Genomic DNA, 26,916 nt, shown 5'->3' with positions numbered 1-26,916 from the left:
GGTGGTCTCAGGGTGAGGCCGGCCGTGGCCCGGCTGCTTAGGCGCCCCAGCCCGCCTGCTGGCCGCCGACCCGGTCGGCCTCGATCTTCTCCTGGTAACCGGAGTCGAGGTACGCGCGCATCGGATCCGCGGGCAGGCCCCGGCCCTCGCGCCATTCGGCCAGCGCGGGGCGCACGTCGGTGTAGAACGCGTCCATGAAGACCTGGTTCGCCGCGAGCACGTCGCCGGAGACCTGCGCCTCGCGCAGCGCGTCGGTGTCGACGAGCAGGGCGCGCGCGGTCATCTCCTGCACGTTGAGCACCGAGCGGATCTGGCCGAGGATCTTGTTCTCGACGTTGTGGCACTGGTCGAGCATGAACTGCACGTCCGGGTTGTTGAACCCCCCGCCGCGCACGACCTCAAAGAGGATGCGGAACAGCTGGAACGGATCCGCGGCGCCGACGATCAGGTCGTCATCGGCATAGAAGCGACTGTTGAAGTCGAACGAGCCGAGCTTGCCGAGCCGCAGCAGCTGCATGACGATGAACTCGATGTTCGTGCCCGGCGCGTGGTGGCCGGTGTCGAGGCAGACGAGCGCCTTGTCGCCGAGGGCGGCCACCTGCGCGTAGGAGGTGCCCCAGTCCGGAACGTCGGTGTGGTAAAACGACGGCTCGAAGAACTTGTACTCCAGCACGAGGCGCTGGTCGTCCGACAGGCGAGCGTAGATCTTCTGCAGCGACTCCTGCAGGCGGTCCTGGCGGCCGCGCATGTCTGCCTGGCCGGGATAGTTGGAGCCCTCGGCGAGCCAGATCTTGAGGTCACGCGATCCGGTCTTGTCCATCACGTCGATGCACTCGAGGTGGTGGTCGATCGCCTTCTGACGGATCCGGGCGTCCTCGTGCGTCAGCGCGCCGAACTTGTACTCGTCGTCCTGGAACGTGTTCGAGTTGATGGTGCCGAGCTCGACGCCCTCATCCTCGGCGTGCTTGCGCAGCGCGTCGAAGTCGCTCAGGTCCCACGGGATGTGCAGCGCGACGATGGGCGCGAGACCGGTGAGCTTGTTCACCTGCGCGGCGTCCGAGATCTTCTCGAACGGATCCCGGGGCGTGCCGGGGGTGCCGAACACCTTGAAGCGGGTGCCGGAGTTTCCGAACGCCCACGAGGGGAGCTCGATCGCCTGCTCCTGGAGCTGGTCCAGGATGTTCTGGGGGAGGATGCCCATCAGTGCGGAGCCTTTCTGTCGGTCGCCGCGGCCCACGTCGGCCGCGTTCATGTCGGTGTTAGTCGGTTGCTCGCGCGGCGCGGAGCTGGCGCTCGAGATGGAAGACCTCGTCGAACGTCTCGGCGTTCTGGTCGGGCCGACCTTCCTGCCCGATGAAGAAGCGCGCCATGTCGGCCTCCCAGCGGCCCGCGATCTCGCTCGCCGCGAGGTACGCCTTGGCGGCCTCGTCGTCGTGCGTCTCGTAGAAGCCGATGAGCTCGCCACCGCCGAGGTGGAAGATCGAGTAGTTGTGGCGGCCCGAGGCGGCGATCTCCTCGAGCATCTCCGGCCAGACCGGGTTGTGTCGGTGCAGGTACTCGTCGAGCAGCTCCGGCTTCACCCTCAGCCGGAACGCGACGCGCTGCGGTTCGGTCGGCATGTCGCCACCTCCGTCGTTGTGAATCGTTTCATTATGGGCATACGGAGGGGCGGGAAGCAACCCCGCGGTGCAGAAGTACGGCAGATCCGGAGGTGGGCGGGCGTGCGCGGCCGTTCGCCCGGTTCGGCACCTGAGTTGCCGTACTTCGGCGTCGCGAACCGAATGAACGGCGCGACAGACGGGGCCGTCGGGTGCAATAGGATCCTTCGAAGGCGATCGGGAGGACAGATGGCGGTCAGCATCCGCGACGTGGCGAATCACGCCGGCGTGTCCGTGGGGACGGTGTCGAACGTCCTGAACCGCCCGGACGCCGTCGCCGCCACGACCGTCGATCGCGTGCGCCAGGCGATCGACGAGCTCGGATACGTCCGCAACGATGCCGCCCGACAGCTGCGCGCGGGCCGCAGCACCACGGTCGGCCTCGCCGTGCTCGACGCCGGCAACCCGTTCTTCACCGACGTCGCCCGCGGCGCCGAGGACGCGGCGGCAGAACGCGGCCTGGCGGTACTGCTCGGAAACAGCGACGAGCGGAAGCAGCGCGAAGACGCCTACCTCGCCCTGTTCGAGGAGCAGCGGGTCAGCGGGGTGCTCCTCTCCCCCACGTCCGAGACGCTCGCCTCCGCCGAACGACTGCGCGAGCGCGGGATCCCCGTCGTCCTCGTCGACCGCACCGCCCCCGGATCCGATTTCTCGGCGGTCGCTGTCGACGATGTGCGCGGCGGCGACATCGCGGCGCGACACCTGCTCGACCAGGGTCGGAGCCGGATCGCCTTCGTCGGCGGACGTCCCGACGTGCTTCGCCAGGTCGATGACCGCCTCGCGGGAGCGCGCGGCGCCGTGGACGACGCCCGTGGCGCCACCCTCGAGCATGTCGAGACCGATCAACTCACGGTGCTCGCCGGGCGCGACGCTGGCGCCGCGATCGTCGCGAGGAAACCCGCAGACCGCCCCGACGCGATCTTCGCCGCGAACGACCTCCTCGCCGTCGGCATCATGCAGGCCCTGGTGATGATGGGATCGCTGCGGATCCCCGACGACATCGCGCTCATTGGCTACGACGACATCGCGTTCGCGCAGTCGACCGTCGTGCCGCTCACGTCGATTCGCCAGCCGGCGCAGCTCATCGGATCGCGCGCGCTCGACCTCCTCGCGGCACTCATCGAGGATCCGAATCGCGTGCCCGAGACGATCGAGTTCGAACCGGAACTCATCGTGCGCGCGTCCACCGGGGAGTAGGTCGCGGGGCGCCGTTCGCGAGTGCCGTCGCGCCTTGAAAAAGCGTTCAAAGGGCGCAAGCGCACTCGCGACGCGCCATCGGAACGCCTCGGCGCCCTCCCCCGCACGAGGGGGAGGGCGCCGAGTGTGTGCGTTACGCGGGTGTGAGAGTGTCGTCCTTCACGGTGCCGTAGCGCTCGTTCTCGATCTCCTCGAGCGACTTGCCCTGGGTGTCCGGCGCCCAGACGGTGCCCACGACCAGCGACACGGCGAGGATTGCGATGAGGATGCCGCCGAGCGTCGGGAGCCCCAGCGTCTCGAGCCACACGGGGAAGCCGTAGCTGAGCACGCCGACCATGATGCGGGCGGTGAAGAACAGCAGGCCCTGGGCCGACGCGCGGTACTGCGTAGCGAACAGCTCGGCCGTCCAGAGTCCGTAGAACGCCTGCGCTCCGATGCCAGCGGCGAAGCCCCAGAGAATCGCGAAGCCGAAGAGGGTCGGCGTGCCATTCGGCACGTAGACGAGCACGACCCAGCCGGCGATGCCGAGCGCAGCGCCGATGAAGTACAGCAGGCGGCGCGACATGCGGTCGCCGAGCGCCATGAAGACGAAGGTGCCAACCACCGTCATGCCCCACAGGAACGACTGCAGGAAGTACTGCTGCGCGGGGTCCGTGAGACCCGACGCGCGGTAGACGTCGGGCATGAACATGCCTGCCTGGCCGGCGACGGTGTTCCAGAACGAGTACACGCCGATGAGGAAGAGGATCGCGAGCAGGTTCTGCTTGCGAGTGAGCAGGGCCTTGAACCCGCGGCCGGCAGCCGCCTTCGCGCCCTGCTGCGTGCGGATCGTCTGCGTGTCCTTCCAGCTCTTCGACTCCTCGAGGCCGCGGCGCACCCACCAGGTGATGAACGCGACGACGAACAGGTGCAGGAAGATGATGCGCGACCCCATCAGGCCCGCCGGCGCGAGGAACGCGGCGAGGAGGAATCCGATCGCCGGCCCGACGGACCACGCGAGTTGCGCCGTCCCGACGTGCGCGGCACGGCGGTCGCTCGGTGCCTCTTCGGCGATATAGGTCCACGAAGCGGGCACGCCCGCGCCCACGGCGATGCCGGTGATGATGAACGCGCCGAGCAGCATCCACTGATCCATGGCGAACGCCGCGATGAGCACGCCGACCATGTAGAGGATCAGGTCATAGGTGTAGATGAACTTGCGGCCGTAGCGGTCGCAGAGCGGGCCGCCGATGATCGCACCGATCGCCGCGCCGAAGGCGTTCGCGCTCAGCGCCGCAAGCAGGCCCTGGAATGCGCTGTCGAATCCGAACTCCTGCATCCAGAACACCATCGACGTCGCGATCGCGATGATCGATCCCGATTCGATGTAGTTGGACATGGCGACCGCGATTGTCGCCTTCCAGCCCGTGGTCTTCTTCGCGCCGATGCGTACCATGTGTGCCCGAAATCTTTCCGTCGTGAGGGGGTAGTCCGCGTGATCGTCATGAGATTAATGAAACGATTCACGCACCGTTGCGAGACTATACACGACCGCACCCTACGGATCCCCGGACGGTCGCGTTACGCGATTCCCTCAGGGTTCGGATCCACGCCCTCGACGTCCTCGGATCGGTAAGCGGCCTCGACGACTGCCATCGTCCGCAGGACGTCGTCGACCGACGTCGGAAGCTCGGGGATCTCCCCCGCGACGAACCGCTGCAGCACGCCCATCGAGTCGATGAAGGCGTCCGGGAACCAGGATCCGGTGAACGGAATCGGCGTCCACTCGCGGTCGCCGTGCCGCGCGATCTCGAGCGCGTCGGGAACACCTTCGGGGTAGTCCATGAGCAACCCCATGCGCGCACGGATCGCGCCCCGCGTCCCTTCCCAGCGGACGAAGCTCTCCTGATGCCGCGGCCCGAAGTCATGGTCGTGATTCGTGCCGATCACGACGCGCAGCGGTCGGTCGCGGTAGCGCATGATGACGCTGGACCGCGTCGTCGCGACGTCCGGCTTCTCCGGGTGCCGAACGGTCGTCGCGCTCACGCCGTCCGGGTCTCCGAAGAACGAGCGGGCGAGGTCCATGTAGTGCACCGAGTGCATCGTGAACTCGAGTCGTTCCTGCCCGAACACCTGCGGGAACATGTGCCACGGCGTCTCCACCGTCACCCGCAGGTCGAAATCGTACACCTCGCCGATCTCGCCCGCCGCGATCAGCCGTCGCGCCTCGGCGATGTACGGCGCGAACCGCAACTGTGTGTTGACCGCTGCGACGAGGTCGCGCCGGCGGCATGCGTCACGCAGCGCGATCCCCTGCTCGAGGCTGTGGCCGAGCGGCTTCTGGATCAGCACGGCGGACCCGCGCGGCAGCGCCTCGAGCGCGTCGGGCACGTGCTCGGGCATGAGCGCGAGGTCGTACACCGCGTCCGAGGGCGCGTGCGTCACGGCGTCGCGCACCGAGGCGAACACGTTCTCGATCCCGTACTCGGCGGCGAGCGCCTCGGCCTTCTCCGTCGCGATGTCGACGATCCCCCACACCGGGAAGCCCGCCTTGCGGTACGCCGGCAGGTGCGCATCACGCACGATGCCGCCCGCCCCGACGATCACGATCGGGCGCGGATCCGTGGGCCGACCGCCGTCGTAGGCGGCCGGCATCGTGCGCTCCGACCTCATCATCCCTTCACCGCTCCGACCGTCTGGCCCTTGATCAGGAACCGCTGCGCTCCGAGGAACATCGCCAGCAACGGCAGCATCGAGACCACTGTCGCGAGCGCCAACTGCGGCAGGTAGAGCTTCACGTCGAGGCCCGCGGCAACCGTCGCGTTGAACATCGGGCTCGCGCCGATCAGTTCCTGGATCCCGATCGAGATCAGCTTGTTCTGCTGGTTCGAGGTCAGCAGGGCGAGCGGCAGGAAGAAGTTGATCCAGTTCGCGACGAACGAGAAGAACGCCACGAGCGCGATCGCCTGCTTCGCGAGCGGCACACCGATCTGGAAGAACGTCGCCACCTCGCCGAGGCCGTCGATGCGCGCCGCCTCGACGAGCTCGTGCGGCATGGTCGTCATGAAGTGGATGTACGCCAGGTACACACCGAACGGATAGAAGCCCATGATGACCGCGACCGGCCACAGCTGGCCGATCGCACCGATGGCGTTGACCTCGAGGAAGATCGGAATCACGAGCACCGTGTTCGGCATCACCATCGCAAGCAGCGTGATGAACAGGAACGCCTTGCGGAAGCGGAACCGCAGCCGCGCGAACGCGTAGCCGGCCGGGATCGCGGCGACGACCGCGAGCACCGTGCCACCCACGCCAACGGCGATCGAGTTCATCAGCCAGCGTTGGAACACCCCGCCGCCGCCCGGACCGAACTTCGACAACTCGTTCCAGCTGTAGAGGAGGTTGTCGATGGACATCCCGCCGAGCCCGAACAGGCCCGCCTCACCCGAGTTGAGCCCCTCCTCGCTGCGGAAGATGAGCGAGATGAACCCAAGGATCGGGAGCAGGAAGAAGGCCGCAACCACGAGCATTGTGACGATGCGTCCGACGCGGCCGGCCGTCGCGGAGGCCGATCCCTTGTAGGCGGGGGCGCTCATGCGGTCTCCTTCTCGTCACCGAACATGCCGCTCTTGCGCACGATGACCCATCCGATGGCGAGGGTGATCGCGAGCAGCACGATCGACATCGCAGCGGCAGCGGGGAAGTCGCGGTTGGTGAACGCGAACGCGTATCCGAGCTGCGTCGGCGCCCACTCCGGGGAGACGGCGCCGGACGAGATCTGCCGCAGAAGGTACGGCTCGAGGAACAGCTGGAAACCGTACGCGACGTTCATGAGCGCGGCGTATCCGATCCACGGGCGGATGATCGGCAGCTTGACGTTCCACGCGAGCTGCCACGCGTTCGCGCCGTCGAGCCTGGCCGCCTCCAGCACCTCCTCGGAGATGCCGTTGAGCCCTCCGTTGACCACGATGATCCAGGTGCCGACGCCCTGGAAGAAGAGCATCGCGGTGAGGATCCCCGGCATGTTGCCCGCCGTGATCACCTCTTTAAAAGAGTTCGCCCCCATGCCCTGCCAGAGGAACGCGATCGGCGAGCGCTGCGGGTCGATCAGGTACACCCACAGCACGAAGTTGGCGATGCCGCCGAGCGCGCCGGGGATGTAGTAGATGAACCGCATCGCCCCGCCGAAGCGGCTGGGGCTCGCGTGCAGGAGCAGCGCGAGCCCCACGATGCCGAGCACCATGATCGGCAGCCAGATGATCATCACCACGAAGATGTTCTGGAACGTGTTCCAGAACCGGTGATCGGTGAACACCGTCACGAACGACTGCAGGCCGCCGAAGCCGCCCGTCGGGTCGACGGGCGTCGGCGCCTTCTGCAACGCGGTGACGAAGGCATAGCCGATCGGGATCGCGGCGCCGACGAGGAAGAGCAGCGTGTACGGCACGAGCAGCGTCCAGGCACCGAGAGCCTCGGCGCGCCGGGTGCGCATCGGGCCGAACGGGGCGCGACTCTTCCCCGTCAGCAGGGTCGTGGTGTGCGACATATCCGCCTTACTGCGTGATGGTGTAACCGACAGACTCGGCCTGGTTGGTCAGCTCCTCGCCGAAGGCGGCGATCGCATCCTCGATGCTGCCGCCGCCGATCAGCGTCGGCGGCACGGTCTGGGTCCACACGGATCCGGTGTCGTACATCATGTAGTCGTACGGCGCGACATATCCCAGCGACTCCTTGAAGGCCGTCTGGCTTCCCTCGATGTCAGCGAAGTAGTCGTCCGTGGCGACCTGCTCGAGCCACTCATCCTGGACCGGTCCGTAGCCGGGTAGACCGGTCGACAGCTCGACCTGCCACGCCGGATCCGTCGCGACGAACTCGAGGAACGTGATCGCGTTCTCGAGCTGCTCGCCCGTGATGTGCGACGACAGACCCCAGAGGCCGCCGCCCTCATTGCCTGTGGTCGGCTCCGAGTCGCCTTCCCAGGCGAGCGGCGTGGTCGCGCTGATGCGTCCGGCTTCGACGCCCCACGTGTCGCGGTAGAGGTAGTTGCCCCACCAGGCGGCGCCCGGGCTCATGACCATGTTCTGACCGGCCTCGGCGGCGTCGCCGTCGAAGATGCCCTGGTTCGACAGCGCGTCCGCCTCCTGCATCTGGCTCAGCAGGTCGACCATCTTGCCGCAGCCCTCGGCCGAGAGGTCGATGCGCGCCTCGGTCTCGCTGACGCGTTCGTTGGTCGGGCAGTTCGCCGCCTGCAGGTAGCGGTTGACGGCGTAAGCGTCGCCGAGCATGCCCGAGATCTTCCCGGGGTGCTCCTCCGCGATCGTCACGGCGAGATCGGCGTAGCCCTCCCATGTGGTGGGGACCTCGTAGCCGTTCTCCTCGAAGAACACCTCGTCGTACCAGAGCACATCGGGGGCCGCGTCGTTGCGCAGGCACCGGATCTGCCCGTCGATCTCGCAGAACGAAAGGACCGCTTCGTCGTACCCCTCGATGACTTCCGACATCAGGTCGGTGAGATCGGCCGCATAGTTGCTCGTCGAGCTCGTCGCCCACGCGATGTCGTCGTTCGTCGGGAAGAAGATGGCGTCGGGCCATCCCTCGCCGGCAGTGTCGAAGTTGGCGAACGCCTGGCGCACGGTCTGTCCGCCGACGGTGCCGTCGATCTGGGTGATCTCGATCTCGATGTCCGGGTGAGCTTCTGTGAAGGCCTCAGCCGCGGGCACGCGGGGCGGGTCCACCCACACGGTGATCGGTCCACCCGAGTCGGTCTGCGCGGGCGGGTCTCCGCCCTGAGATCCTCCTCCAGCGCACCCTGCGAGTGCGAGGGCGGCGACGAGGGTCGTCCCGCCCGCCGCCATGAGCTTCTTCGTCATTTGACTCTCCTTTGAGTACGGGTGCCGCGTTCGGGTCGCGGCGGCCGCGATGCCAGCCTGCGAAACGCTAGCGAACGCGTCACGCTTGCGTCAATCGATTGAGCGCTAATTGGTCCGATGTTTATCGAATCGAGTCTAACTGGCCATCACAGCCTCGATGTATCGATGCGGTAGAACTCGGCAGCCGTACCCCCGAGCACCCGCTCCCGGTCCCGCGTGCCCAGGGTGTTGAAGAGCGGCTGCAGTGTCTGCCAGACGCGCGTGTACCCGCCGGCCACCACGGAGATCGGCCAATCGCCGCCATACATCAGACGTTCGGACCCGAAAAGCTCGAGCGCGCGGTCGAAGAACGGGGCGACCAGATCGCTCGTCCCTCCCGCGGGATCGCCGACAGAGGGGTAGAGCCCACTGACCTTCCCGAACACGTTCGGGTTCTCAGCGGCCGCTCCGATGAGGCTCCACCACGGCTCGCGCTCCTCCGCACCGATCGGCGGCTTGGACAGGTGATCTATCACGATGCGCAGGTCGGGGTGACGCTCCGAGATGATCGGCACGAGCTCGAGGTGGCGCGGCAGCACCGACACGAGATCGAACGTCAGCCCGGCGCGCTCGAGGATCCCGAGCCCCTCGTCCACCTCAGGACGCAGCAGCCAACTCGGGTCCGGCATGTTGTGGATGAGGTTCCGCACGCCGACCATGAGCGAGTTGCCCCGCCAGGACTCGACTATGCGCGCGGCATCGTCAGGGCGACCGAGCGGTGCGTACGCGACGATCGCGGCCACCTCCTCGTGCCGCGCCGCGGACTCGAGCATCAGCTCGGTGTCCTGGACGTGATCCGCCGACTGCACCTGGACGACGCGGTCGACTCCGGCGGCGCGCAGCTCCGGGAGCAGCTCTTCGAGCGTGAACGCCCTGTTGATCGAGTCGGGCTCACCCGCGAGCCACCCGTAGTCGCCACGAGCGGGGTCCCACACGTGCTGGTGTGCATCGATGATCGGGGTTGTCATGGAAGCTTCTCCATTCAGTCGTCGCTGCCGCGCTTGTTGACGAGATAGACGTGCGTGAGCACGAGCACCGTGTCGCCGTCCTGGTTCACGACGCTGACGAGTTCGTCGACGTAACCGAAATCCTCGGGGCGCTTCTTATGATCCCGCTTCTCGGTGATCTCGGCCGTCACCGTGATCGTGTCGTCGATGAAGACCGGGGCAATGAAGCGCACGCGGTCGTACCCGTAGCTCATCGACTGCGGATTGATGTCTCCAGCCGTCTGCCCGACAGCGACAGACATGATGAGCGTGCCGTGTGCGATGCGCTTCTTGAACGGCTGCGTCGCGGCCCATTCCTTGTCCATGTGGTGGGGGAAAAAGTCTCCCGTCTGCCCCGCGTGTAGGACGATGTCAGCCTCGGTGATCGTGCGTCCGGTCGTGACGCGCCGCTCACCGACCTCGTAGTCCTCGAAGAATCGATCCATCGTGCGCATGTCAGTCCTCCACTAGCAGTTCTGCGGCGCCCTCGCGCAGGAGGCGGAACAGTTCACCATCACTGATGTCGCGGCGAAGCGCCTGATTCGTCCATACCGATGCCTGGTTCTGGAATGCCGGCCATCCGGCGAAGCGCGGGCGGATGCTCGCACCTTCGAGCGTCTGCCGCGTGCCGCGGAAGAAGTCGAGAGAGTCCTCGTTCAGTCGTTCGTCTTCCCACGCGGCGCCATACCCGGGCTGCCCGCCGTTGTCGTAATAGACGCCGCGCTGCACGTCAGGCGACGCGAGCCAGAGCGCGAACGCCCGACCCGCGTCGACGTCGCTCGCGGTCGCGGAGACCGCGATACCCGCGCCGCCGATCTGCGAACCGGCCACCCCAGCGGGGCCACGCGGGATGTCGATGAACTGCAGTCGGTGTCGACGGAATCCGGGGCGCGAGTAGTTCACGTACCCGTAGATGAGTGGCGCGTACGCGTACCGATCGGTTGCGCTCAGCTCTTCCGCGATGTCGATGGGGTTCTGCGCAAGGTTCGCCTCCGGCACGAGCTCGGCGAGTGCGTGCATGCGCTCCAGCGCGGCGCCGGCGAACTCCTCGTCGAGAAAGGACCCGGGGTCACTTGCCGGCGGCGCACCGGCATTGCCGGTCAACGTGACGAGGCTCGACAGCGCGTGAACGGGATGTGCGGGCCAGAGCACGCGACCCTCCCGGGCCAGCTCGAAGACGCCGTCCCAGTCACGCGGCGGCTCGGGGAGCAGATCCGGTCGATAGACCGCGACCTGCGCCGCCGAGTCGGTGGCGAGACCGTACTGGTGGCCGCGATACGCGTAGGTGTCGTGCGACGGGCCGACCGACTGCGACGCGAGCGCGGCGAGTTCGTCGTCGAATCCGTGCCCGTCGAGTGCGGCGAGCGCGCCCTTCTCGACCGCCTCCGGGATGTGCGGGTGGTCCATCACCAGGAGGTCGTAGTCGGCCGCCAGCTCTTCGATGGGCGCGCCCTCGAACGCGCTCAGCGGATGCTTCTGCCACGTCACGGTCACGCCGGTCTGCCGGGCGTACTCGGCCGACGCCGCGACGAGGCAGTCGTAGCCACGCGGGTGGTCCCACGTGATCCCGCGGAGCGTCGTCATGCCGAGGCCTCGTCCGACCAGCCGAACTCCTCGCGGAGCTCGGCGTCGTGCTGGCCGAGCTTGGGCGACGGTGTCGCGCTCACGAGGGGACGCCCGTCGACGCGGATCGGACTGCGTGTCGTCTTGAGCGACATCGACTGCCCGTCGCGCGTGAGTGCGGCATCGCGGTCGATGCTCTGCACCATGTCGATCGCGGAGAAGCCGTCGTGCGCGACGAGCTCCTCAAGTGTCAGCACGGGCGCGCACCAGACGTCGGCTGCGTCGAGGACACGGAGCCAGTGCTCCGTCGGCGCGGTCGCGAGGCGCGTCGCGAGCAGTTCTTCGGCGGCACTGCGCTTCGACCACGCATCTTCCTCCGTGTACGCGCGAAGTTCGTCGATCTCGAGCAGCTCCGCGAGTTTCGGAAGCGGGTTCATGGCCAGCGCAATGTGCCCGTCCGCCGTCGGGTACGTGCCGTACGGGGCGGCGAGGAACGCGTGCGCCGACTGCTCGCCGCCGCGACGGACGGTGATCGACGGGTCGTTCAGGTGCACGCTCAGCAGCTCGAACTGCAGATCGAGCATCGACTCGAGCAGGCTCGTCTCGACCAGCCCTCCGCGTCCCGTGCGGGCGCGACGGACGAGCAGCGCTGTGACCCCCTGCGCGATGTGGCAGCTCGTGAGGTGGTCGGCGATCGAGAGGCCCACCGGAACGGGGCCGTGCTCGCGGGATCCGTTGAGCCACGGCAGACCGGACATCGACTGCGCGAGGAGGTCCTGGCCCGGTCGGTCCTTCCACGGCCCCGTATTGCCGAAGCCGCTCGCACTCGCGTAGATGAGGCCAGGGTTGATCTCCTTCACGGTCTCGTAGTCGAGGCCGATGCGCTCCATCACGCCGGGTCGGAAGTTCTGCACGATCACGTCGGCATGGCGCACGAGGTCCTTCACGCGCTCCAGATCCGCCGGGTTCTTCAGGTCGGCTGTCATGCCTTCCTTGTTGCGGTTCATCGCGTGGAACGAGACCGTCTCCTCGTCGGCGACACTGCCTGCGAACGCGAGTGTGCGGCCGATGTCGCCGGATCCGGGTCGTTCAATTTTGATGACGCGGGCACCGAGGTCGGCCAGTCGCATCGCAGCGACAGGTCCCGCAAGGAACTGGCTGAAGTCGAGCACGAGGATCCCCTCGAGCGGTCGGTCGATGTCGTCCGGCATCTCTGCGTCTCCTCTTCGAGGTTCGTACGGGTGATTGCGAGCGTCGTGCGCAATCGATTGATCAATCATGTCTCTTCTCTCAGTTAAGGTCAACGCCGCGCGTCATGCGTACCCGAGCATGAGCGGCAACGTGGTGCTGATGGCCGGAAAGAACGTGATCAGGAGCAGGACAGCAAGCATCGGCACGTAGAACGGCACGACGCCCCGAATGATCGTGCTCACCTTGTAACCGGTCGTCGAGGACAGGACGAACAGCACCATGCCGACAGGAGGCGTGAGCAAGCCGAGCAACAGGTTGAAGATCACGATGGCCGCGAAGTGGAACGGGTGCACGCCGAACGTCTCGGCCACCGGCGCGAGGACGGGTACGAGAATGAGGATCGCCGACGTCGATTCGAGGAGCGCCCCGACGATCAACAGGAGGACGTTCACGATAATGAGGAACACGACGGTATACGTCGTGATGCCGAGGAGAGCGTCCGCGGCGGCTTGTGGGGCGCGCTCACGCGCCAACACCCACCCGAACAATGCCGCCGTTGCGACGATCAACAGGACGGATCCAGACGTCTGCGCCGTCTGCACCAGGCTCTTGATGACACTCTTCCATGTGAATTTCCGGTAGACGATCGACAGGGTGAGCACATAGACGACGCCGAGGCCTGCCGCCTCCGTTGGCGTCGCCATGCCAAGCAGGATGCTTCCGAGAATGACGACTGCGGCACCGGCAGGCGGCAGCGCACCCAGGAGCGATCGCATCCGCTCGCCCCATCCCGTGCGCTCGCCGCGGAGGTCGTCCCGCTTGCGCAGCCGCCACCACACCGTGATGCACAGCGCCACGATGAGCAGCAGCGCCGGAACCAGACCGACGAGGAAGAGCGCGCCGACCGAGAGCCCCGCCGTGACGGCGTACACAATTGCAGCGATCGACGGCGGGATGATCGGCGCGACGAGGCTCGATGCACCTGTGAGCCCGACGCTGAATCCGGCGGGGTAGCCGCGCTTGACCATCTGGGGCACCTGCATGCGCCCCATTGCCGCAGCATCGGCGATCGCCGCACCGCTCATCCACGAGAAGCCGAAGCTCGTCGCGATGTTGACGTACCCGAGGCTGCCGCGGAAGTGTCCCAGGAAGGCGACGGCCGCCGCGTACATTCGGTCGGTGATGCCAGAGTCGTTCGCGAGATTTCCGAGCAGGATGAAAAGCGGCACCGCGAGGATCGGGAAGCTGTTCACGCCCGAAAGCGTCTGCTGCATGGCGACGTCCATCGATACGCCTGGCGTCACGGCGATGTAGACCATCGACGGCACCAGGAGAGCGATCGCGACAGGCACGCGGACGGCGAGCAGGACGAGGACCCCGACGACCATCAGGATGAGCGTCATCAGAGCCCTTCCTTCTCGAGGTTGTCCATGCCGCCGGGGATGCTCTCCGGGTCGGTGATGTTCTGCACGATGTTCCCGATGCCATGCAGCGCGATGAGTGCGAAGCCGACGACACCTGCCGCGTACACGACCGGCATGGGCAGAGATGTCGCCGGCGCGGACAGAGCCGCCGTGTCACGCATGAGCGTGACGCCTGCGACCGTGAGGACCGCAGCGCCAGCCACGACGATGAGCGTGGCAATCGTGTCGACGACGGCGGTAGCGCGCCTCCCCAACTTGGCCACGACGATGTCCACTGAGACGTGCAAACGCTCGGACATCACGTAGGCGGCGGCGATGAGCGTCATCCAGATGAGGAGAAACCTCGCGGCTTCTTCCGTCCATGGGATCGGGGAACTGAAGACGTAGCGGCTCACCACCTGCACGATCACAGCAACGAGCAACGCGACGATCAGCACACACGCGAGAGCCTTCTCAACGAGAGCGATCGTGCGCAGAGCGCGTTGCATCACTTCTGCGATTCCACGATGTCGGTGTAGAGCTCACCGAACGAGACCTGCTCGGGAAGCGCAGAGCGGACGGCTTCGGCGAAGGCGTCGGTATTCACGTCCTCGATCACCTCGACCGTACCCTCGTCCGCCCAGGTCGCGACGATCTGCTCTTCGTCTTCGACGATGCACTCCTGTGCGGCAGCCGAACCGGCCACGAGCGCAGCGTCCCACGCGGCACGCTCGTCATCGGAGAACGATGCGAGCACGTCCTCGCTCGTGACGACGTTCGACGCCTGCACGATGTGGCCGGTCAGGCTCACATAATCCTGAACCTCCGCGAATCCGAGCGACTCGAAACTGGGGATCGGTGCTTCCTGGCCATCGATCGCCCCCTGCTGGAGCCCGGTATACACCTCGTCGAGCACCATCGGCGTCGCAGTTCCGCCCATCTCCTCGACTCCGAGGATGTACAGTGGCGCGTCCGGCGTCCGGAGCTTAATGCCCGCGAGGTCGGACGGTTCCCGGACCGGCTTGTTCGCCGAGACATGCCGGGTACCGAAGTACCAGCTGGACTCGACGGCGAGGCCGGATTTCTCGCGCAAGCCCTCCCACACAGCCTGGATCGCGTCGGAGTCCTTGTTCGCGAGGAAGCTGTCGACGTCGTCGAAGAGATACGGTGCGTCGAGAACCGCCGCGTCCTCGTACCAGGTGCCAAGGAAGGCGGCGCCGGCCATCGCGACGTCGAGACTGCCGGAAGCAACCTGCTCGAGGACTTCTGCCTCGCTTCCGAGCTGCGCAGAAGGATATGACTCGATCTGGATACCGGAACCGGACAGCGCATCCTGCACCGCGGGGATCGCGCATCGCTCGAACGCGTGCGTCGGCTCGTAGACGTGCGCGAAGCGCAGCACGCGCGCGTCCGCGTCGGCACCCGAGGTGTCGCCCGCCGGTGCATCGTCACGCTCGACCTGGCCACCGACGCAGGCAGTGAGGGCGAGCAACGCCACTCCGCCGAGCGCAACCGCACTGATTCCACGATGAGGGGACATAAGCGTTCTCCTTCGAACCGATCGTTGCTCAAACGTTTGCTCATCCTAGTATGCACACTCGACCAGCCGATCACAAGCGACAGTCCCGCTACCGCAGCGGCACTGTCGACTCGCGCACAATGAGGCGCGGTGGCGGGTCATCGACGCGGATGTTCGATGGCTCCTCGCCGAGGATCCTGCGGTGCACCTCGTCGAACGCGCGCCGCCCGAGCTCGTACGACGGCATCGTGACGGTGGTGAGCGGCGGCCACGTGTTGGCGGCGGTCCACGAGTCGTGGAGTGCGACGACCGCCAGGTCGCGCGGCACCTGCACCCCCGCCTTTCGCGCATACGCGAGCAGGCCGACCGCGGCGTTGACGTTGGCGACGAAGATCGCGGTCGGACGCGGCGTGGCCGCGAGCAGCTGTGCGGCCGCGCGCTCGCCGTCACTCGGTGTGTAGCCGTAGGCCGTCACGAGCGCCTCATCGACCGTGATCCCGGCCGCGCCCATTGCAGCACGAAACCCGCGCGCGCGCCGCTCGGCCGTGTAACTCTCAGAGATGCCGTTCGCGAACGCGATCCGCTCATGCCCGAGATCGATGAGGTGGCGAGTGGCGACGCGCGCGCCCACCTCGTCCGGCATCGTCGCGGATCCCGGCTCATCCTCACCGACGGAGTTCAGACGGATCACCGGGCGCGAGTTAGCAAAACCGCCGAGCGATTCCAGCGGGAGCGGCTTGTCGCCCGGCTGCAGGAGCAGCGCGTCGACGCGGCCCTCGCCGAGCAGCTTGTGCGCCCGTTCACCGCCGGGCTCGATGTCCTCCGTGCGCCCCATGAGCACGAGGTAGTCCTGGTCGATCGCCGCATCCTCGACCCCGCGCACGAGCTCGACGAAGAGCGCGTTCATGAGGTCGGGCACGATGAGTGCGACGACGTTCGAGCGCGCCGAGCGGAGCGCCCGCCCAGCCGAGTTCGGGCGATAGCCGAGGTCGCGCGCGGCGCGACGGATCCGATCACGAGTCTCCTCGCTCACGCGAGTTTCCGGCGCGTTGCTCAACACCCGTGACACCGCGGAGACAGAAACACCGGCGCGCGCAGCGACGTCGCTCAGGGTGGCCATGCGCCGATCCTAGCGACGCGAGCGCGGCCGACTGGACAGGAAGGCCTCACCCCGCGGCGCGGGAGCGCGGTGCGATCACGACGTTGACGCCGCTCTGCCGGAGATCTGCGACGTGGCGCTTGTCGGTGGCGGCGTCGACGATGACGGCGTCGAAGTCGGCGAGTGGCTGCATCGCGTGCAGCGCGCGCTTGTCGAACTTCGTGTGGTCGGCGAGCAGGATCCGCTTGCTTGCGGCATCGAACATCGCTCGCTTCACATCAACGGTCTCCATCGTCTGATGGAACGCGACGCCGTCCGTGATCGCCGAGGTAGACATGACGAGCACGTCGGCGCGCAGGCCGGCGATCGCCGCGGTGGTGATCCGGCCCATGTATGCGCTGCACCAGTTGTAGTACTGACCGCCGAGGCCGAGCAGCGTGATGCCGGTCACCGAGCGCAGCTCATTCATCACCGTGAGCGTGTTCGTGATCACGGTGAGCGGACGCTTCTCGTGCAGGTGCGGCACGAGATGGAGGGTCGTCGTCGAGTCGTCGAGCATGATCGCCTGGCCCGGCTCGATGAAGTCGAGCGCGGCCGCGGCGAGCGCGCGCTTCGCCGGCAGCTCGCGGCTCGCGCGGTAGACATCGCTCGATTCGACGAGCACCGTCGACAGCGCCGTGGCGACGCCGCGGTTCTTTCGCAGCAGCCCGCGCGACTCGAGCTCGTCGAGATCCCGGTGCACCGTCATCGTGCTGATCTCGAAGCGCTCGGCGAGCTCGGTGATCCGAATCGACCCCGCGGTCATGACGGCTTCCGTGATGGCGTTGCGCCGGTCGGTCTGTCGCTCCTGTCGCGACGCCCCGGTCTCGGGCGCCATCGCCTCGTCCGCTGCTGTCATCGTCCCTCCGGTCGTCAGTGTGGGCGTCCCGTGCCCGGCGGCGATGAGGCGATACGATGACCGCCTCATCGCGCCCGACACGGGACGCCGGTGGTGTCACTCCTCGTAGACGAAGGGCGACACCATGTTGTCGACGTTATCGGGCGTGATCAGGATGCAATCGATCGCCTGCTTCTCCGTCTCGGGCGCCTCACCCGTCGTGATGAACTCGTCGGCCATCTCGACCGCGAGCTCGGAGAACTGCGCGACCGGCTGCAGCACCGTGTACGCCATCTCACCGTTCTTCACGGCTTCGACCGCGTCCGGGGCGCCGTCGAAGCCGCCGACGACGACACCGTCGAGCTTGCCGGCCTCCTTGAGCGCCGCGATCGCGCCGAGCGCCATCTCGTCGTTGCCCGCGAGCACGCCAGCGATGTCAGGGTTGGCCTGCATGAGCGCCTGCGCCTTGTTGTGGCCCTCCGTGCGGTCCCAATTGGCGACCTCCTGGCCGACCTTCTCGAGCTCGGGGTACTGCGAGATCACGGTCTCGAAGCCGTTCGAGCGGGTCTGCGCGTTGTTGTCGCTCGGTGCGCCGAAGAGCTCGACGTAGGTACCCGACTCCTCCATCTGCTTGACGTACTCCTGCGCGCCGAGGGCCGCGCCCTGGGCGTTGTTCGAGACGAGCTGCGCCTTCGCGATGCCCGACTCGTTGATCTCGGCGTTCACGAGGAACACCGGGATCCCGGCCTCGTCGGCCTTCTTGACCGCGCCGACCGAACCATCAGCGTTGGCGGGGTCGAGGATGATCGCCACCGAGTCGTTCGCGATCGCGGTGTCGATCAGCGTGTTCTCGGTGTTCGTGTCGCCCTCGTGAGCGCCGACGGTGGCCTCGTAGCCGAGCTCTTCCGCCTTGGCCGACGCGAGGTCGCCCTCGGTCTTCCAGTACGGGTTGGCCGGGTCGTTGACGATGATCGTGATGAGGCCACCGGCCTCGCCGCCGCCGTTCGACTCGTCGCCGCCGCCCTCAGCCGGGGCTTCGGATCCACCGGATCCGCACGCCGTCAGCGCGAAAGCGAGGGCACCCGCCGCGAGGAGGGCACCGAGTGTCTTCTTACGCAACATGTGATGTGTCCTTTCTTGATGTTCCAGCAACGTTCATCGGTGCCGGATGCGCCGCTCAGGACTCCGCAGAGCCCGTCCCGGTCGCCTGACCGGTCACGGCGGGGTCTTTCTCGTTCTTGTCCCGACGGCTCTTGGTCGATCCGGGACGGCTGCGACGCCCGTACTGCAACGTGTTCAGGAGCACCGCGACGACGATCACCGCACCCATGAAGACCATCTGCCAGTAGGCCGAGACGCCCACGATCACGAGGCCGTCCGCGAGGAAGCCGATCACGAACGCGCCGAGGAGCGTGCCGCGCACATTGCCACGACCGCCGGTGAGGGCGGCGCCGCCAATGACGACCGTCGCGATCGCCGTCAGCTCGTAGGTGTTGCCCGCGTTCGGGTCGGCACTCGTGAGGGTGGAGGCGAGCACAAGGCCGGCGATCGCGGCGCACAGTCCCGAGACGACGTACACCCAGATCTTGACGCGGGTCGTCGGCACGCCGCTCAGCTCGGCGGCACGCTCGTTGCCACCCGACGCGTACAGCCAGCGACCGAACTTCGAGCGACTCAGCACGACGCCGAGCACGATCGCCACGATGATCATCACGATCACGCCGACCGGCACACCGAAGATGCGGTTGAACCCGAGCCACTCGAACCCGGTGTTGCCGAGCTCCTCGCGTCCCGAGAGGTTGTTGATCGTCAGGCCGCCGGTCATGAGCAGCGCGAGGCCGCGCACGACGTAGAGCATGCCGAGCGTCGCCACGAATGGCGCGATCTTGAATTTCGCCACGAGGATCCCGTTGACCAACCCGGCGAGCGCTCCAACTCCGCAGGCGATCAGCACCGTGACCGGCACGCTCGGGTAGATGGTCACCCCGAACAGATCGAGGGGAACCCCTCGCAGCATGAAGCCGGCGATCACCGCCGAGAAGGCGAGGGTCGACCCCACCGACAGGTCGATGCCGCCGTTGAGGATCACGAGAAGCATCCCGAGCCCGAGCAGCGCGTAGATCGCCACGTGGCTCGTCATGATGAGGAGGTTGTTCCACGTCAGGTAGTTCGGCGAGATGAGCGAGAACACCACGATGATCAGGACCAGCGCGAGGAACGCGCGACCCTCGAGCAGCAGCTTCGTGATGGAGAACTTCTTCCGGTTCTCGAGAATGGCACTGGTTGTCGTCGTCATTGTCTTTTCCGTCCGAAGGTCAGGCCTCGCCCGAGGCGGCCATGATCATGTCCTTGGTTGCGTCCGGCCCGAACTCTGCCGAGATCTGCCCGCGACTCATCACGATGATGCGGTGCGCGATGCTGAGGCATTCGCCGACCTCGCTCGTCGTGTAGACGACGCCGACGCCGCGGCGCGCGCGCTCCGACAGCAGCCGGAACACCTCCGCCTTCGCGCCGACGTCGATGCCGCGACTCGGTTCGTCGAGCAGGATGAGCCGGGGATCCGTCGCGACGATCTTGCCGATCACGACCTTCTGCTGGTTTCCGCCCGACAGGCCGCCGATGTTGAGGTCGGGACCGGGGGTCTTGACCGTGACGGCGTCGATGAGCTCCTTCGCCCGCGCCCGCTCCTTGCGCGGAGAGAGGCTTCCGCGCGTCATCGAGTCGTCGAGACTCGCGAGCGTGAGGTTCCGACCCACCGAGAACGTCTGCACGAGCCCGTCGCGCTGCCGGTCCTCCGGCACGAGGCCGACGCCGTGCTCGATCCGTTCTGCGATCGAGTCGCCGAGGATCGAACGTCCGTCGAGCAGGATCTCGCCCCGCTCGACACGACCGCGGCCGGCGATCGTCTCAAGCAGCTCCGTGCGGCCGGCGCCCATGAGTCCGTAGATGCAGACGATCTCGCCCGCGCGCACCTCGAGGTCGAGGTCCTTCACGACCGCGCGCTCAGGGTTGTCGGGATCGAGCACGGTCACGCCGTCGACGGTCAGCACCGGATCGCCGAACTCGTACCCCTCGGGCGGCGAGCCGAGATCGAAGTTGTCGCCGACCATGTTGCGCACGATCCACGCGAGGTCGATGTCCTCTCGCTCGGCGCGCGCCGTCATGGATCCGTCGCGCAGCACGACCGCGTGGTCGGTGATCTCGAGCGCCTCTTCGAGGTGGTGAGAGATGTAGACGATGGCGACGCCGCGCGCGAGCAGTTCCCGGATGATCCCGAACAGGGTCTCGACCTCGGCCGCGGCGAGCGCGGACGTCGGCTCATCCATGATGAGGATGCGCGAGTTCACCGAGAGCGCACGCGCGATCTCGATGATCTGCTGCTGCCCGACGCGGAGGTCCGAGACGTACGTGTCGGGTTCGATCGCGAGGTTCATCTCCTGCAGAAGCGCACGCGTCTGACGCGCCTCCTCCGCATAGTCGACGCCGCCGAACGGCCGCATGATCTCGCGACCCATGAAGATGTTGTCCCGCACCGTGAGGTTCGGCGCGAGGCTGAGCTCCTGGTGAATGATCGAGATGCCGTGTTCGGCGGCCTCGATCGTCGACGAGAACGCGACCGGCTCGCCGCCGAGCAGGATCTCACCGGACGTGGGCTGCTCGACACCGGAGAGAATCTTCATGAGCGTCGACTTGCCAGCGCCGTTCTCACCGAACAGCGTGGTGACGGTGCCCGAGCGGATCGAGAAGTTCACGCCCTTGAGCGCACGCGTGCCGCCGTAGTTCTTGACGATGTCGCGCGCTTCGAGGACGACCTCATCGGTAGCCATACTCACCCCACCTCGAGCTCAACCGGCGTGAGAAGCCACGCCTGCGGGTTGATGAGCGTGAAGGCGCCCGTGATCGTGGCGGTCTTGCCCTCGAGGTTCTCGGTGTCGATGCCCTCGAGCACCGCGACCTTCATCTCGTTGTTGAGCGCCGCCGCCGCGTTCTGGTAGTCGATCTGGTTGGTGAACTCACCGAAGGTGATCTCGCCGGAGGCGTCACGCAGCTCGGTGCCGTTGATGGCCGGGCCGGTCTGGACGCGCACTGTGAGGTCGTCGCCGAGCCCCTCGACCTGCAGGTCGTAGATGCCGGAGGATGCTTCGCCGAAGGTGCCCGTCACCGTGACGCTGAAGACGGGGCCGCCCGAGCTCTCGACCGCGTACTCGCCGACGGCCGCCTCCTGGTCGTCGGCGATGGCCGCCGCGAGCGTCTCGGCGTCGGCCGCGCGCTCCACGACCGCTTCCTGTACGGCCGGGAAGTTCTCGGCGCCGTAGGTCTCGGCGTTGAATCCCTCTTCGGCGCCCGGCAGCTCCGCACCGTACGGAACGACGCGGGTGCCGATCGCGACGAACGCGATCGCCGCGACGATCACGGCCGCGAGGATCCCCCGCTTCGCGCCCTTGCCGAGACCTTTGCGCCTCGCAGGCGCCGCGACGCCGCTCACAGAAGCACCCGCGACTCGGTGTCGTTCGGGCGGATCTGCAGCTTGCGGCCCTCGCCGCGGCGGAACATCTCGAGCGCCTCGGCGTAGTCGTCGAGCGTGAACGAGTGGCTGATCATCGCCCGCGCGTTGATCGCACCGGCCTCGAACATCTCGACCGCACGACCGAACGAGTTGAGGACCGCCATCGTGCCGACGATCGAGATCTCGTCACGGTAGATGCGGAACGGCGAGAACTGCGCCGTCTTGTCGGCGGGGGCGACGCCGAAGTCCTGGAAGTACCCGGCCGGCTTGACGCGGGTGAGCCCGTCTTCGATCGCGCGGATGTTTCCGGTGCAGTCGATCACGACGTCCCACTTGTCGCGGTCGGCGTCATCGGCGTTCGTGTAGCGCAGCTCGATGCCGCACTCGGCCGCCGTCGTGAGCCGGTCCGCGTTGAGGTCGACGATCGTCACGGTCGCCGCTCCCGCGCGGTGGGCGAGCTGCGCCATGAGCAGGCCCATGGTGCCGGCGCCGTAGACGAGAACGTGATCGCCCATGCGGCGCGGCAGCACGTCCCAGCCGCGGATCGCGCAGGCGAGCGGCTCGATGAGTGCTGCCTCGAAGATGTCCGTCTCGGGCTGCAGGCGGAAGACGTTCGTCGAGGGCGCCGTGAAGAACTGCTGCGCGGCACCGTCGGATGCGACGACGCCGAGGCCGTTCCACTTCGGACACAGGTTCTGGTGTCCGTTGAGGCACTGCTCGCACTCGCCGCACGTGGTGCTCGGGTTCACCGCCACCTTGTCGCCGACCCGGAAGTCGAAGACGCCGTCGTTGACGCCCTCGCCGAGCTCCACGATCGTCCCCGTCGCCTCGTGACCGGGCACGAGGGGGAAGACCGTTCCTTCGAACTCGCCGTCGAAGACGTGCGTGTCCGTGCCGCAGATCCCGACCGCGGCGGTCTCGATGAGGATCTCCTTGTAGCCGGGTGTGGGTCTCGACCGTTCTTCGAGGGCAAGCACTCCCTGATCTTGAAAAGCGACTGCACGCATCATTGCTCCGTTCGCGTCGGGCGCGGGGCTCGCATCGCCCCGCCTCTCTGGCGGTCATCCGACCGGGGTCGGGTCTTCGGGTACCCGGTCCATGGTGGGAGACCCTGCGACAGTGTTAGGTTTGGGTAGCTTAGAACATGGGTTACGTTAGATTCAACGTCAACATCGTGACACATTCCGGCGGGCCAAGGGAACCAGCATCGAAGGAGATGAGCGCGTGAACGAGACAGAAGCCTTGCGTGACAAGGGATCCGCGGCGATTCCCGACACGCAGCGCGCCGCCGAGCTGCACGGTGCGCGCGATGTGAGAATCGCGACGCGCCCTGTCCCGAGCCCTGCCCCGGACGAGGTCCTGGTCCGGGTCACCGCTGTCGGCGTGTGCGGCAGTGACGTGCACTTCTATCAGGACGGTCACCTGGGCGACTGGCAGGTCGAGGAGCCTCTCGTCCTCGGTCACGAAGCCGGCGGTGCCATCGTCTCCGTGGGTGCGGACGTCGACCCCGGGCGCATCGGCGAGCGCGTCTCGATCGAGCCGCAGCACCCGTCCACGACGTCTCGCGAAACGCTGCGCGGCGCGTACAACCTCGACCCCGACATGCGCTTCTACGCGGTCCCGGGCACCGATGGCGCCTTCCAGGAGTACGTCACGATCCAGAGCCATTTCGCCTTCGCGATTCCGGACAGCGTCAGCGACGAGGCGGCCGCCCTCATGGAGCCGCTCTCGGTCGCCATCGCCACCGCGCGCAAGGCCGGGATCCAGCCGGGCGACCGCGTGCTCATCGCGGGCGCGGGCCCGATCGGCATCGTCACCGCGCAGGTCGCGCGGGCGTTCGGCGCGGCGGACGTGATCATCTCGGACATCGCGGAAGCACGGCGCAAGTCGGCGCTCACCTTCGGCGCGACGGCGGCCATCGACCCCGCTGCCGGCGGGCTCGATGAGATCGCCGGCACGGTCGACGCGTTCATCGACGCCTCGGGCGCGGCACCGGCCGTCAAGAGCGGGATCCTCACGGTGCGCCCCGGGGGTCGCGTCGTGCTCGTCGGCATGGGCCTGGACGAACTGCCGCTGCCCATCTCGCGCATCCAGAACCTCGAGCTCGTCGTCACCGGCGTCTTCCGCTACGCCAACACGTGGCCGACCGCGATCTCGCTCGTCGCCGACGGCCGCGTCGATCTCGACCGCATGGTGACCGGCCGCTTCGGTCTGGACCGTGTCACGGACGCCCTCGAGTCGACGGCGAATCCCGCCACGATCAAGTCGGTGGTGACACCGGCGGCCGCAGACGACGCGCCGGAGTCACCGTGAACGTCACTCTGCTGCTCGCCGGAGCGCGCCGTTCATTCCGACGCCACCCGCGTGAGACGCTCCGAGGCGGTGACCATGTGAACGGCCATCGCGGACGCCGCCGCATCCGCGTCCCCCGCATCGAGCGCCTCGAGAACGGCCTCGTGCTCGCGCGCGGCCGTTTCGGCGTCGGCGCGAGAATGCACGGCACGGTCGGAGTACACGTGAAGCAGCGATCGCACGACGTGCAGGAGATCGTCGAGCGTCTGATTTCCCGCAAGGTCGGCGAGGCCGAGGTGGAACGCCCGATCCGCACGTGCGAAATCGTCGAGGTTCTCACCGACGTCACGCATGCGCTTGACGTGGTCGTGCAACAGCGCACACCCCTTCTCATCCGCTCTCGTCGCGGCAAGGCGGGCGACGTAAATCTCGAGACCCGACCGGAGCTCGAGCAGTTCGCCAGTATTGCGGTCGCCGATCAGCAGGCCCCACTTCAAGGTCTGCGGCAACAGGTCACTGGCCTTTCCCCGCAAAAAGGTTCCCGAACCCGGTCGGACGTGCACGATGCCGAGGATCTCCAGCGCCGCAAGCGCTTCCCGTACGGCCGACCGGCCGACGTCGAGCGAAGCCGCGAGGTGGCGTTCCGAGGGCAGTCGCGTTCCCGGCTCGATGGACCCCCCGGTGAACAGATCGAGCAGACGTCGGGCGACTTCACTCACCGGTGTGCCGCTCGGAAGCGTTCCGAGGGCATCGACGATCTGATCCGACGACGACGAACCAGTGGTCATCTGTCACCTCTCTCTGGAAACCGCGCCCGCAGAATCGAGCCGAGGTCCAGCATATGCGCGCCCATCTCACGAACCACGACGAAGGAGCGACGGTGAACACCTGTAGACACCCGCACGAGACCATCGAGCGTCGCGACGCCGGCAGCTTGATATTGGTCAACCGGTTTGCCAGACTAGACGCGGCACGACGTCTCGGCGATACAGAACGGACGAACCGATCATGACCCGCCTCTGGAACGACCCCGCCGACTTCGTCGACGAGATGATCGACGGCTTCGTCGCCGCGAACACGCGCTATGTGCGGCGCGTGTCCGGCGGCGTCGCCCGCTCCACGAAGACGCCCGACGGCCAGGTCGCCGTCGTCATCGGCGGCGGCAGCGGCCACTACCCCGCTTTCGGCGGGCTCGTCGGCCCTGGCCTCGCGCACGGCGCCGCGATGGGGAACCTCTTCGCGTCGCCGTCGATGCAGCAGGTGTTCTCCGTCGCGAAGGCGGCCGAGAATGGCGGTGGCGTCTTCCTCAGCTACGGCAACTACGCCGGGGACGTGCTCAACTTCGACGCCGCGCAGGAGCAGTTGCGCGAAGCCGGGATCCCGTGTCAGACCGTGACCGTCACCGACGACGTCTCGAGTGCTGCCGCGGAGGAGAAGCACAAGCGCCGCGGCATCGCGGGTGACCTCACCGTGTTCCGGATCGCGGGTGCAGCCGCCGAGCGCGGAGCGTCGCTCGACGAAGTGGTGCGACTCGCGCGGCACGCGAACGAGCGCACGCGCTCGTTCGGCGTCGCGTTCTCCGGCTGCACCCTGCCCGGCGCGCCCGAGCCGCTGTTCGAGGTCGAGCCCGGTCGCATGGCCGTCGGCCTCGGAATTCATGGCGAGCCCGGGCTGCGTGACGAGGACATCCCGTCCGCCGACGGCCTCGCCGAGATGCTCGTCGAGCGCCTCCTCGAAGAGCTGCCGGACGGGGTCGACGAGGCGCGCGGCGCGCGCGTGATCCCGATCCTCAACGGCCTCGGATCCCTGAAGTACGAGGAGATGTTCGTCGTCTACCGCCGCATCGCGCAGCTGCTCGAGGCCGCGGGCGTCGAGGCCGTCGATCCGCACGTCGGCGAGTACTGCACGAGCTTCGACATGGCGGGCACCTCGCTCACGCTGCTCTGGCTCGACGACGAGCTCGAGGAGCTCTGGGAGACGGGGGTCGACACCCCCGCGTATCGGCGCGGATCCGTCGATCACGCCGGCGAACTCATTGCCGAGGACGACGTCGACGCCGCCGCGGACGAGATCGGGTCCGCCGACGCCGACGGTCGTGCCGTCGCCGCGGCCATCGTGCGTCTCTTCGATGTCGCACAGGAGACGATCGACACCCACGTCGACGAGCTGGGGCGCCTCGATCAGGTCGCGGGCGACGGCGACCACGGCATCGGCATGCAGCGCGGTGTGCACGCGGCCCGCAATGCCGCGCACGACGCTAAGGAGCGAGGCGCGGGCGCGGCGACGACGCTCGCGCGCGCGGCTGACGCGTGGTCGGATCGCGCGGGCGGTACCTCGGGCGCGATCTGGGGCGCGATCCTCGCCACCGTCTCGAAGCACCTCGCGGACGACGGAACCCCGGACGCCGACGCCCTCGCGGCTGGCGTCTCCGCGGCCTCCGAACGCGTCGGAACGTTCGGCGCCGTCCCCGGCGACAAGACGCTTGTCGACGCACTCGTCCCGCTCGCCGAGACGTTCGCGGCGCGCATCGCCGCCGACGACAGCGTGGGCGACGCGTGGCAGGCCGCCGCAGACGCGGCGACCGCCGCCGCGACCGAGACGGCCGACATGCTCCCGAAGATGGGCCGCGCCCGCGCGCACCACGAGAAGGCGCTCGGCACCCCGGATCCGGGAGCGCATTCGCTCGCGCTCCTCGCGCAGGCACTCCTCACCCTCACCGATGGAAAGTAGGAACGA

At 67.4% G+C, this 26,916-nt stretch carries 25 protein-coding genes; 3 read left to right on the top strand and 22 right to left on the bottom strand.

Going from position 1 to position 26,916, the window contains the following annotated elements:
- Positions 1-37 precede the first annotated feature (37 nt).
- Positions 38-1,201, bottom strand: a complete 1,164-nt coding sequence (rhaI, locus tag IEW87_RS03915) for an L-rhamnose isomerase (RefSeq protein ID WP_188710987.1) — start codon at positions 1,199-1,201, stop codon at positions 38-40.
- A 58-nt stretch (positions 1,202-1,259) separates the two neighbouring features.
- A complete protein-coding gene (locus IEW87_RS03910; protein ID WP_188710986.1) occupies positions 1,260-1,619 on the bottom strand; it encodes an L-rhamnose mutarotase in 360 nt (119 codons plus the stop codon).
- Between the two features lie 228 nt (positions 1,620-1,847).
- Between IEW87_RS03910 and IEW87_RS03905 the strand changes: the two genes are divergently transcribed.
- A complete protein-coding gene (locus tag IEW87_RS03905) occupies positions 1,848-2,855 on the top strand; it encodes a LacI family DNA-binding transcriptional regulator (RefSeq protein WP_188710985.1) in 1,008 nt (335 codons plus the stop codon).
- 133 nt (positions 2,856-2,988) lie between these two features.
- Here IEW87_RS03905 and IEW87_RS03900 read toward each other — a convergent pair whose 3' ends face one another.
- The 19 genes from IEW87_RS03900 to IEW87_RS03810 form a co-directional block, all read right to left on the bottom strand.
- Positions 2,989-4,290, bottom strand: a complete 1,302-nt coding sequence (locus IEW87_RS03900; RefSeq protein WP_188710984.1) for an MFS transporter — start codon at positions 4,288-4,290, stop codon at positions 2,989-2,991.
- Positions 4,291-4,415: 125 nt separating this feature from the next.
- Positions 4,416-5,510: a Gfo/Idh/MocA family protein gene (locus tag IEW87_RS03895; RefSeq protein ID WP_229730920.1), complete on the bottom strand. Its 1,095-nt coding sequence runs from the start codon at positions 5,508-5,510 to the stop codon at positions 4,416-4,418.
- The gene (locus IEW87_RS03890; RefSeq protein ID WP_188710983.1) at positions 5,507-6,430 is read right to left on the bottom strand and encodes a carbohydrate ABC transporter permease; all 924 of its coding nucleotides are present in this window, start codon (positions 6,428-6,430) and stop codon (positions 5,507-5,509) included. Before IEW87_RS03890 ends, IEW87_RS03895 begins: the two co-directional genes overlap by 4 nt.
- Entirely contained in the window at positions 6,427-7,380 is a 954-nt protein-coding gene (locus IEW87_RS03885) for a carbohydrate ABC transporter permease (RefSeq protein ID WP_188710982.1), read from the bottom strand. The genes IEW87_RS03890 and IEW87_RS03885 overlap by 4 nt, the downstream gene beginning before the upstream one ends.
- A gap of 7 nt (positions 7,381-7,387) precedes the next feature.
- Positions 7,388-8,704, bottom strand: coding sequence for an ABC transporter substrate-binding protein (locus IEW87_RS03880; RefSeq protein ID WP_188710981.1), 1,317 nt, complete (start codon positions 8,702-8,704; stop codon positions 7,388-7,390).
- A 146-nt stretch (positions 8,705-8,850) separates the two neighbouring features.
- On the bottom strand, positions 8,851-9,711 hold the full coding sequence (locus IEW87_RS03875; RefSeq protein WP_188710980.1) for an amidohydrolase family protein: 861 nt from the start codon (positions 9,709-9,711) through the stop codon (positions 8,851-8,853).
- Positions 9,712-9,725: 14 nt separating this feature from the next.
- Positions 9,726-10,184 (bottom strand): MaoC family dehydratase, encoded by a 459-nt coding sequence (locus IEW87_RS03870; protein WP_229730918.1) that lies wholly within the window; start codon positions 10,182-10,184, stop codon positions 9,726-9,728.
- Position 10,185: 1 nt separating this feature from the next.
- Positions 10,186-11,313, bottom strand: a complete 1,128-nt coding sequence (locus tag IEW87_RS03865) for an ABC transporter substrate-binding protein (RefSeq protein WP_188710979.1) — start codon at positions 11,311-11,313, stop codon at positions 10,186-10,188.
- Positions 11,310-12,503, bottom strand: coding sequence for a CaiB/BaiF CoA transferase family protein (locus tag IEW87_RS03860; protein ID WP_188710978.1), 1,194 nt, complete (start codon positions 12,501-12,503; stop codon positions 11,310-11,312). The genes IEW87_RS03865 and IEW87_RS03860 overlap by 4 nt, the downstream gene beginning before the upstream one ends.
- 102 nt (positions 12,504-12,605) lie before the next feature.
- On the bottom strand, positions 12,606-13,886 hold the full coding sequence (locus IEW87_RS03855) for a TRAP transporter large permease (RefSeq protein WP_188710977.1): 1,281 nt from the start codon (positions 13,884-13,886) through the stop codon (positions 12,606-12,608).
- Positions 13,886-14,395, bottom strand: coding sequence for a TRAP transporter small permease (locus tag IEW87_RS03850; RefSeq protein ID WP_229731170.1), 510 nt, complete (start codon positions 14,393-14,395; stop codon positions 13,886-13,888). The genes IEW87_RS03855 and IEW87_RS03850 overlap by 1 nt, the downstream gene beginning before the upstream one ends.
- Positions 14,395-15,426 carry a TRAP transporter substrate-binding protein DctP gene (dctP, locus tag IEW87_RS03845; RefSeq protein WP_188710975.1) on the bottom strand — a complete coding sequence of 344 codons (1,032 nt, stop codon included), beginning with the start codon at positions 15,424-15,426 and terminating at the stop codon, positions 14,395-14,397. The genes IEW87_RS03850 and dctP overlap by 1 nt, the downstream gene beginning before the upstream one ends.
- An 88-nt stretch (positions 15,427-15,514) precedes the next feature.
- Positions 15,515-16,525 (bottom strand): LacI family DNA-binding transcriptional regulator, encoded by a 1,011-nt coding sequence (locus IEW87_RS03840; RefSeq protein ID WP_188710974.1) that lies wholly within the window; start codon positions 16,523-16,525, stop codon positions 15,515-15,517.
- A gap of 46 nt (positions 16,526-16,571) precedes the next feature.
- On the bottom strand, positions 16,572-17,402 hold the full coding sequence (locus tag IEW87_RS03835; protein ID WP_188710973.1) for a DeoR/GlpR family DNA-binding transcription regulator: 831 nt from the start codon (positions 17,400-17,402) through the stop codon (positions 16,572-16,574).
- A 96-nt stretch (positions 17,403-17,498) separates the two neighbouring features.
- Entirely contained in the window at positions 17,499-18,503 is a 1,005-nt protein-coding gene (locus tag IEW87_RS03830; RefSeq protein ID WP_188710972.1) for a D-ribose ABC transporter substrate-binding protein, read from the bottom strand.
- A 55-nt stretch (positions 18,504-18,558) separates the two neighbouring features.
- The gene (locus IEW87_RS03825) at positions 18,559-19,677 is read right to left on the bottom strand and encodes an ABC transporter permease (protein ID WP_188710971.1); all 1,119 of its coding nucleotides are present in this window, start codon (positions 19,675-19,677) and stop codon (positions 18,559-18,561) included.
- 19 nt (positions 19,678-19,696) lie between these two features.
- Positions 19,697-21,208: a sugar ABC transporter ATP-binding protein gene (locus IEW87_RS03820; protein ID WP_188710970.1), complete on the bottom strand. Its 1,512-nt coding sequence runs from the start codon at positions 21,206-21,208 to the stop codon at positions 19,697-19,699.
- Positions 21,209-21,210: 2 nt separating this feature from the next.
- Entirely contained in the window at positions 21,211-21,867 is a 657-nt protein-coding gene (locus tag IEW87_RS03815; protein WP_188710969.1) for a DUF2291 family protein, read from the bottom strand.
- Positions 21,864-22,865, bottom strand: a complete 1,002-nt coding sequence (locus tag IEW87_RS03810) for an alcohol dehydrogenase catalytic domain-containing protein (RefSeq protein WP_229730916.1) — start codon at positions 22,863-22,865, stop codon at positions 21,864-21,866. The genes IEW87_RS03815 and IEW87_RS03810 overlap by 4 nt, the downstream gene beginning before the upstream one ends.
- Positions 22,866-23,112: 247 nt before the next feature.
- Between IEW87_RS03810 and IEW87_RS03805 the strand changes: the two genes are divergently transcribed.
- A complete protein-coding gene (locus IEW87_RS03805) occupies positions 23,113-24,201 on the top strand; it encodes an NAD(P)-dependent alcohol dehydrogenase (RefSeq protein WP_229730914.1) in 1,089 nt (362 codons plus the stop codon).
- 32 nt (positions 24,202-24,233) lie between these two features.
- On the opposite strand, the gene IEW87_RS03800 is transcribed toward IEW87_RS03805, so the two are convergent.
- On the bottom strand, positions 24,234-24,968 hold the full coding sequence (locus tag IEW87_RS03800) for a FadR/GntR family transcriptional regulator (protein WP_188710967.1): 735 nt from the start codon (positions 24,966-24,968) through the stop codon (positions 24,234-24,236).
- A gap of 220 nt (positions 24,969-25,188) precedes the next feature.
- On the opposite strand from IEW87_RS03800, the gene IEW87_RS03795 reads away from it, so the two are divergent.
- The gene (locus IEW87_RS03795; protein ID WP_188710966.1) at positions 25,189-26,910 is read left to right on the top strand and encodes a dihydroxyacetone kinase family protein; all 1,722 of its coding nucleotides are present in this window, start codon (positions 25,189-25,191) and stop codon (positions 26,908-26,910) included.
- The last annotated feature ends 6 nt before the right edge of the window (positions 26,911-26,916 follow it).

The sequence above is a fragment of the Microbacterium faecale genome, assembly GCF_014640975.1.
Classification (GTDB): Bacteria; Actinomycetota; Actinomycetes; order Actinomycetales; family Microbacteriaceae; genus Microbacterium; species Microbacterium faecale.
Note: the sequence above shows the minus strand (reverse complement) of the source record. Positions and strands in the feature narration are given on the sequence as shown.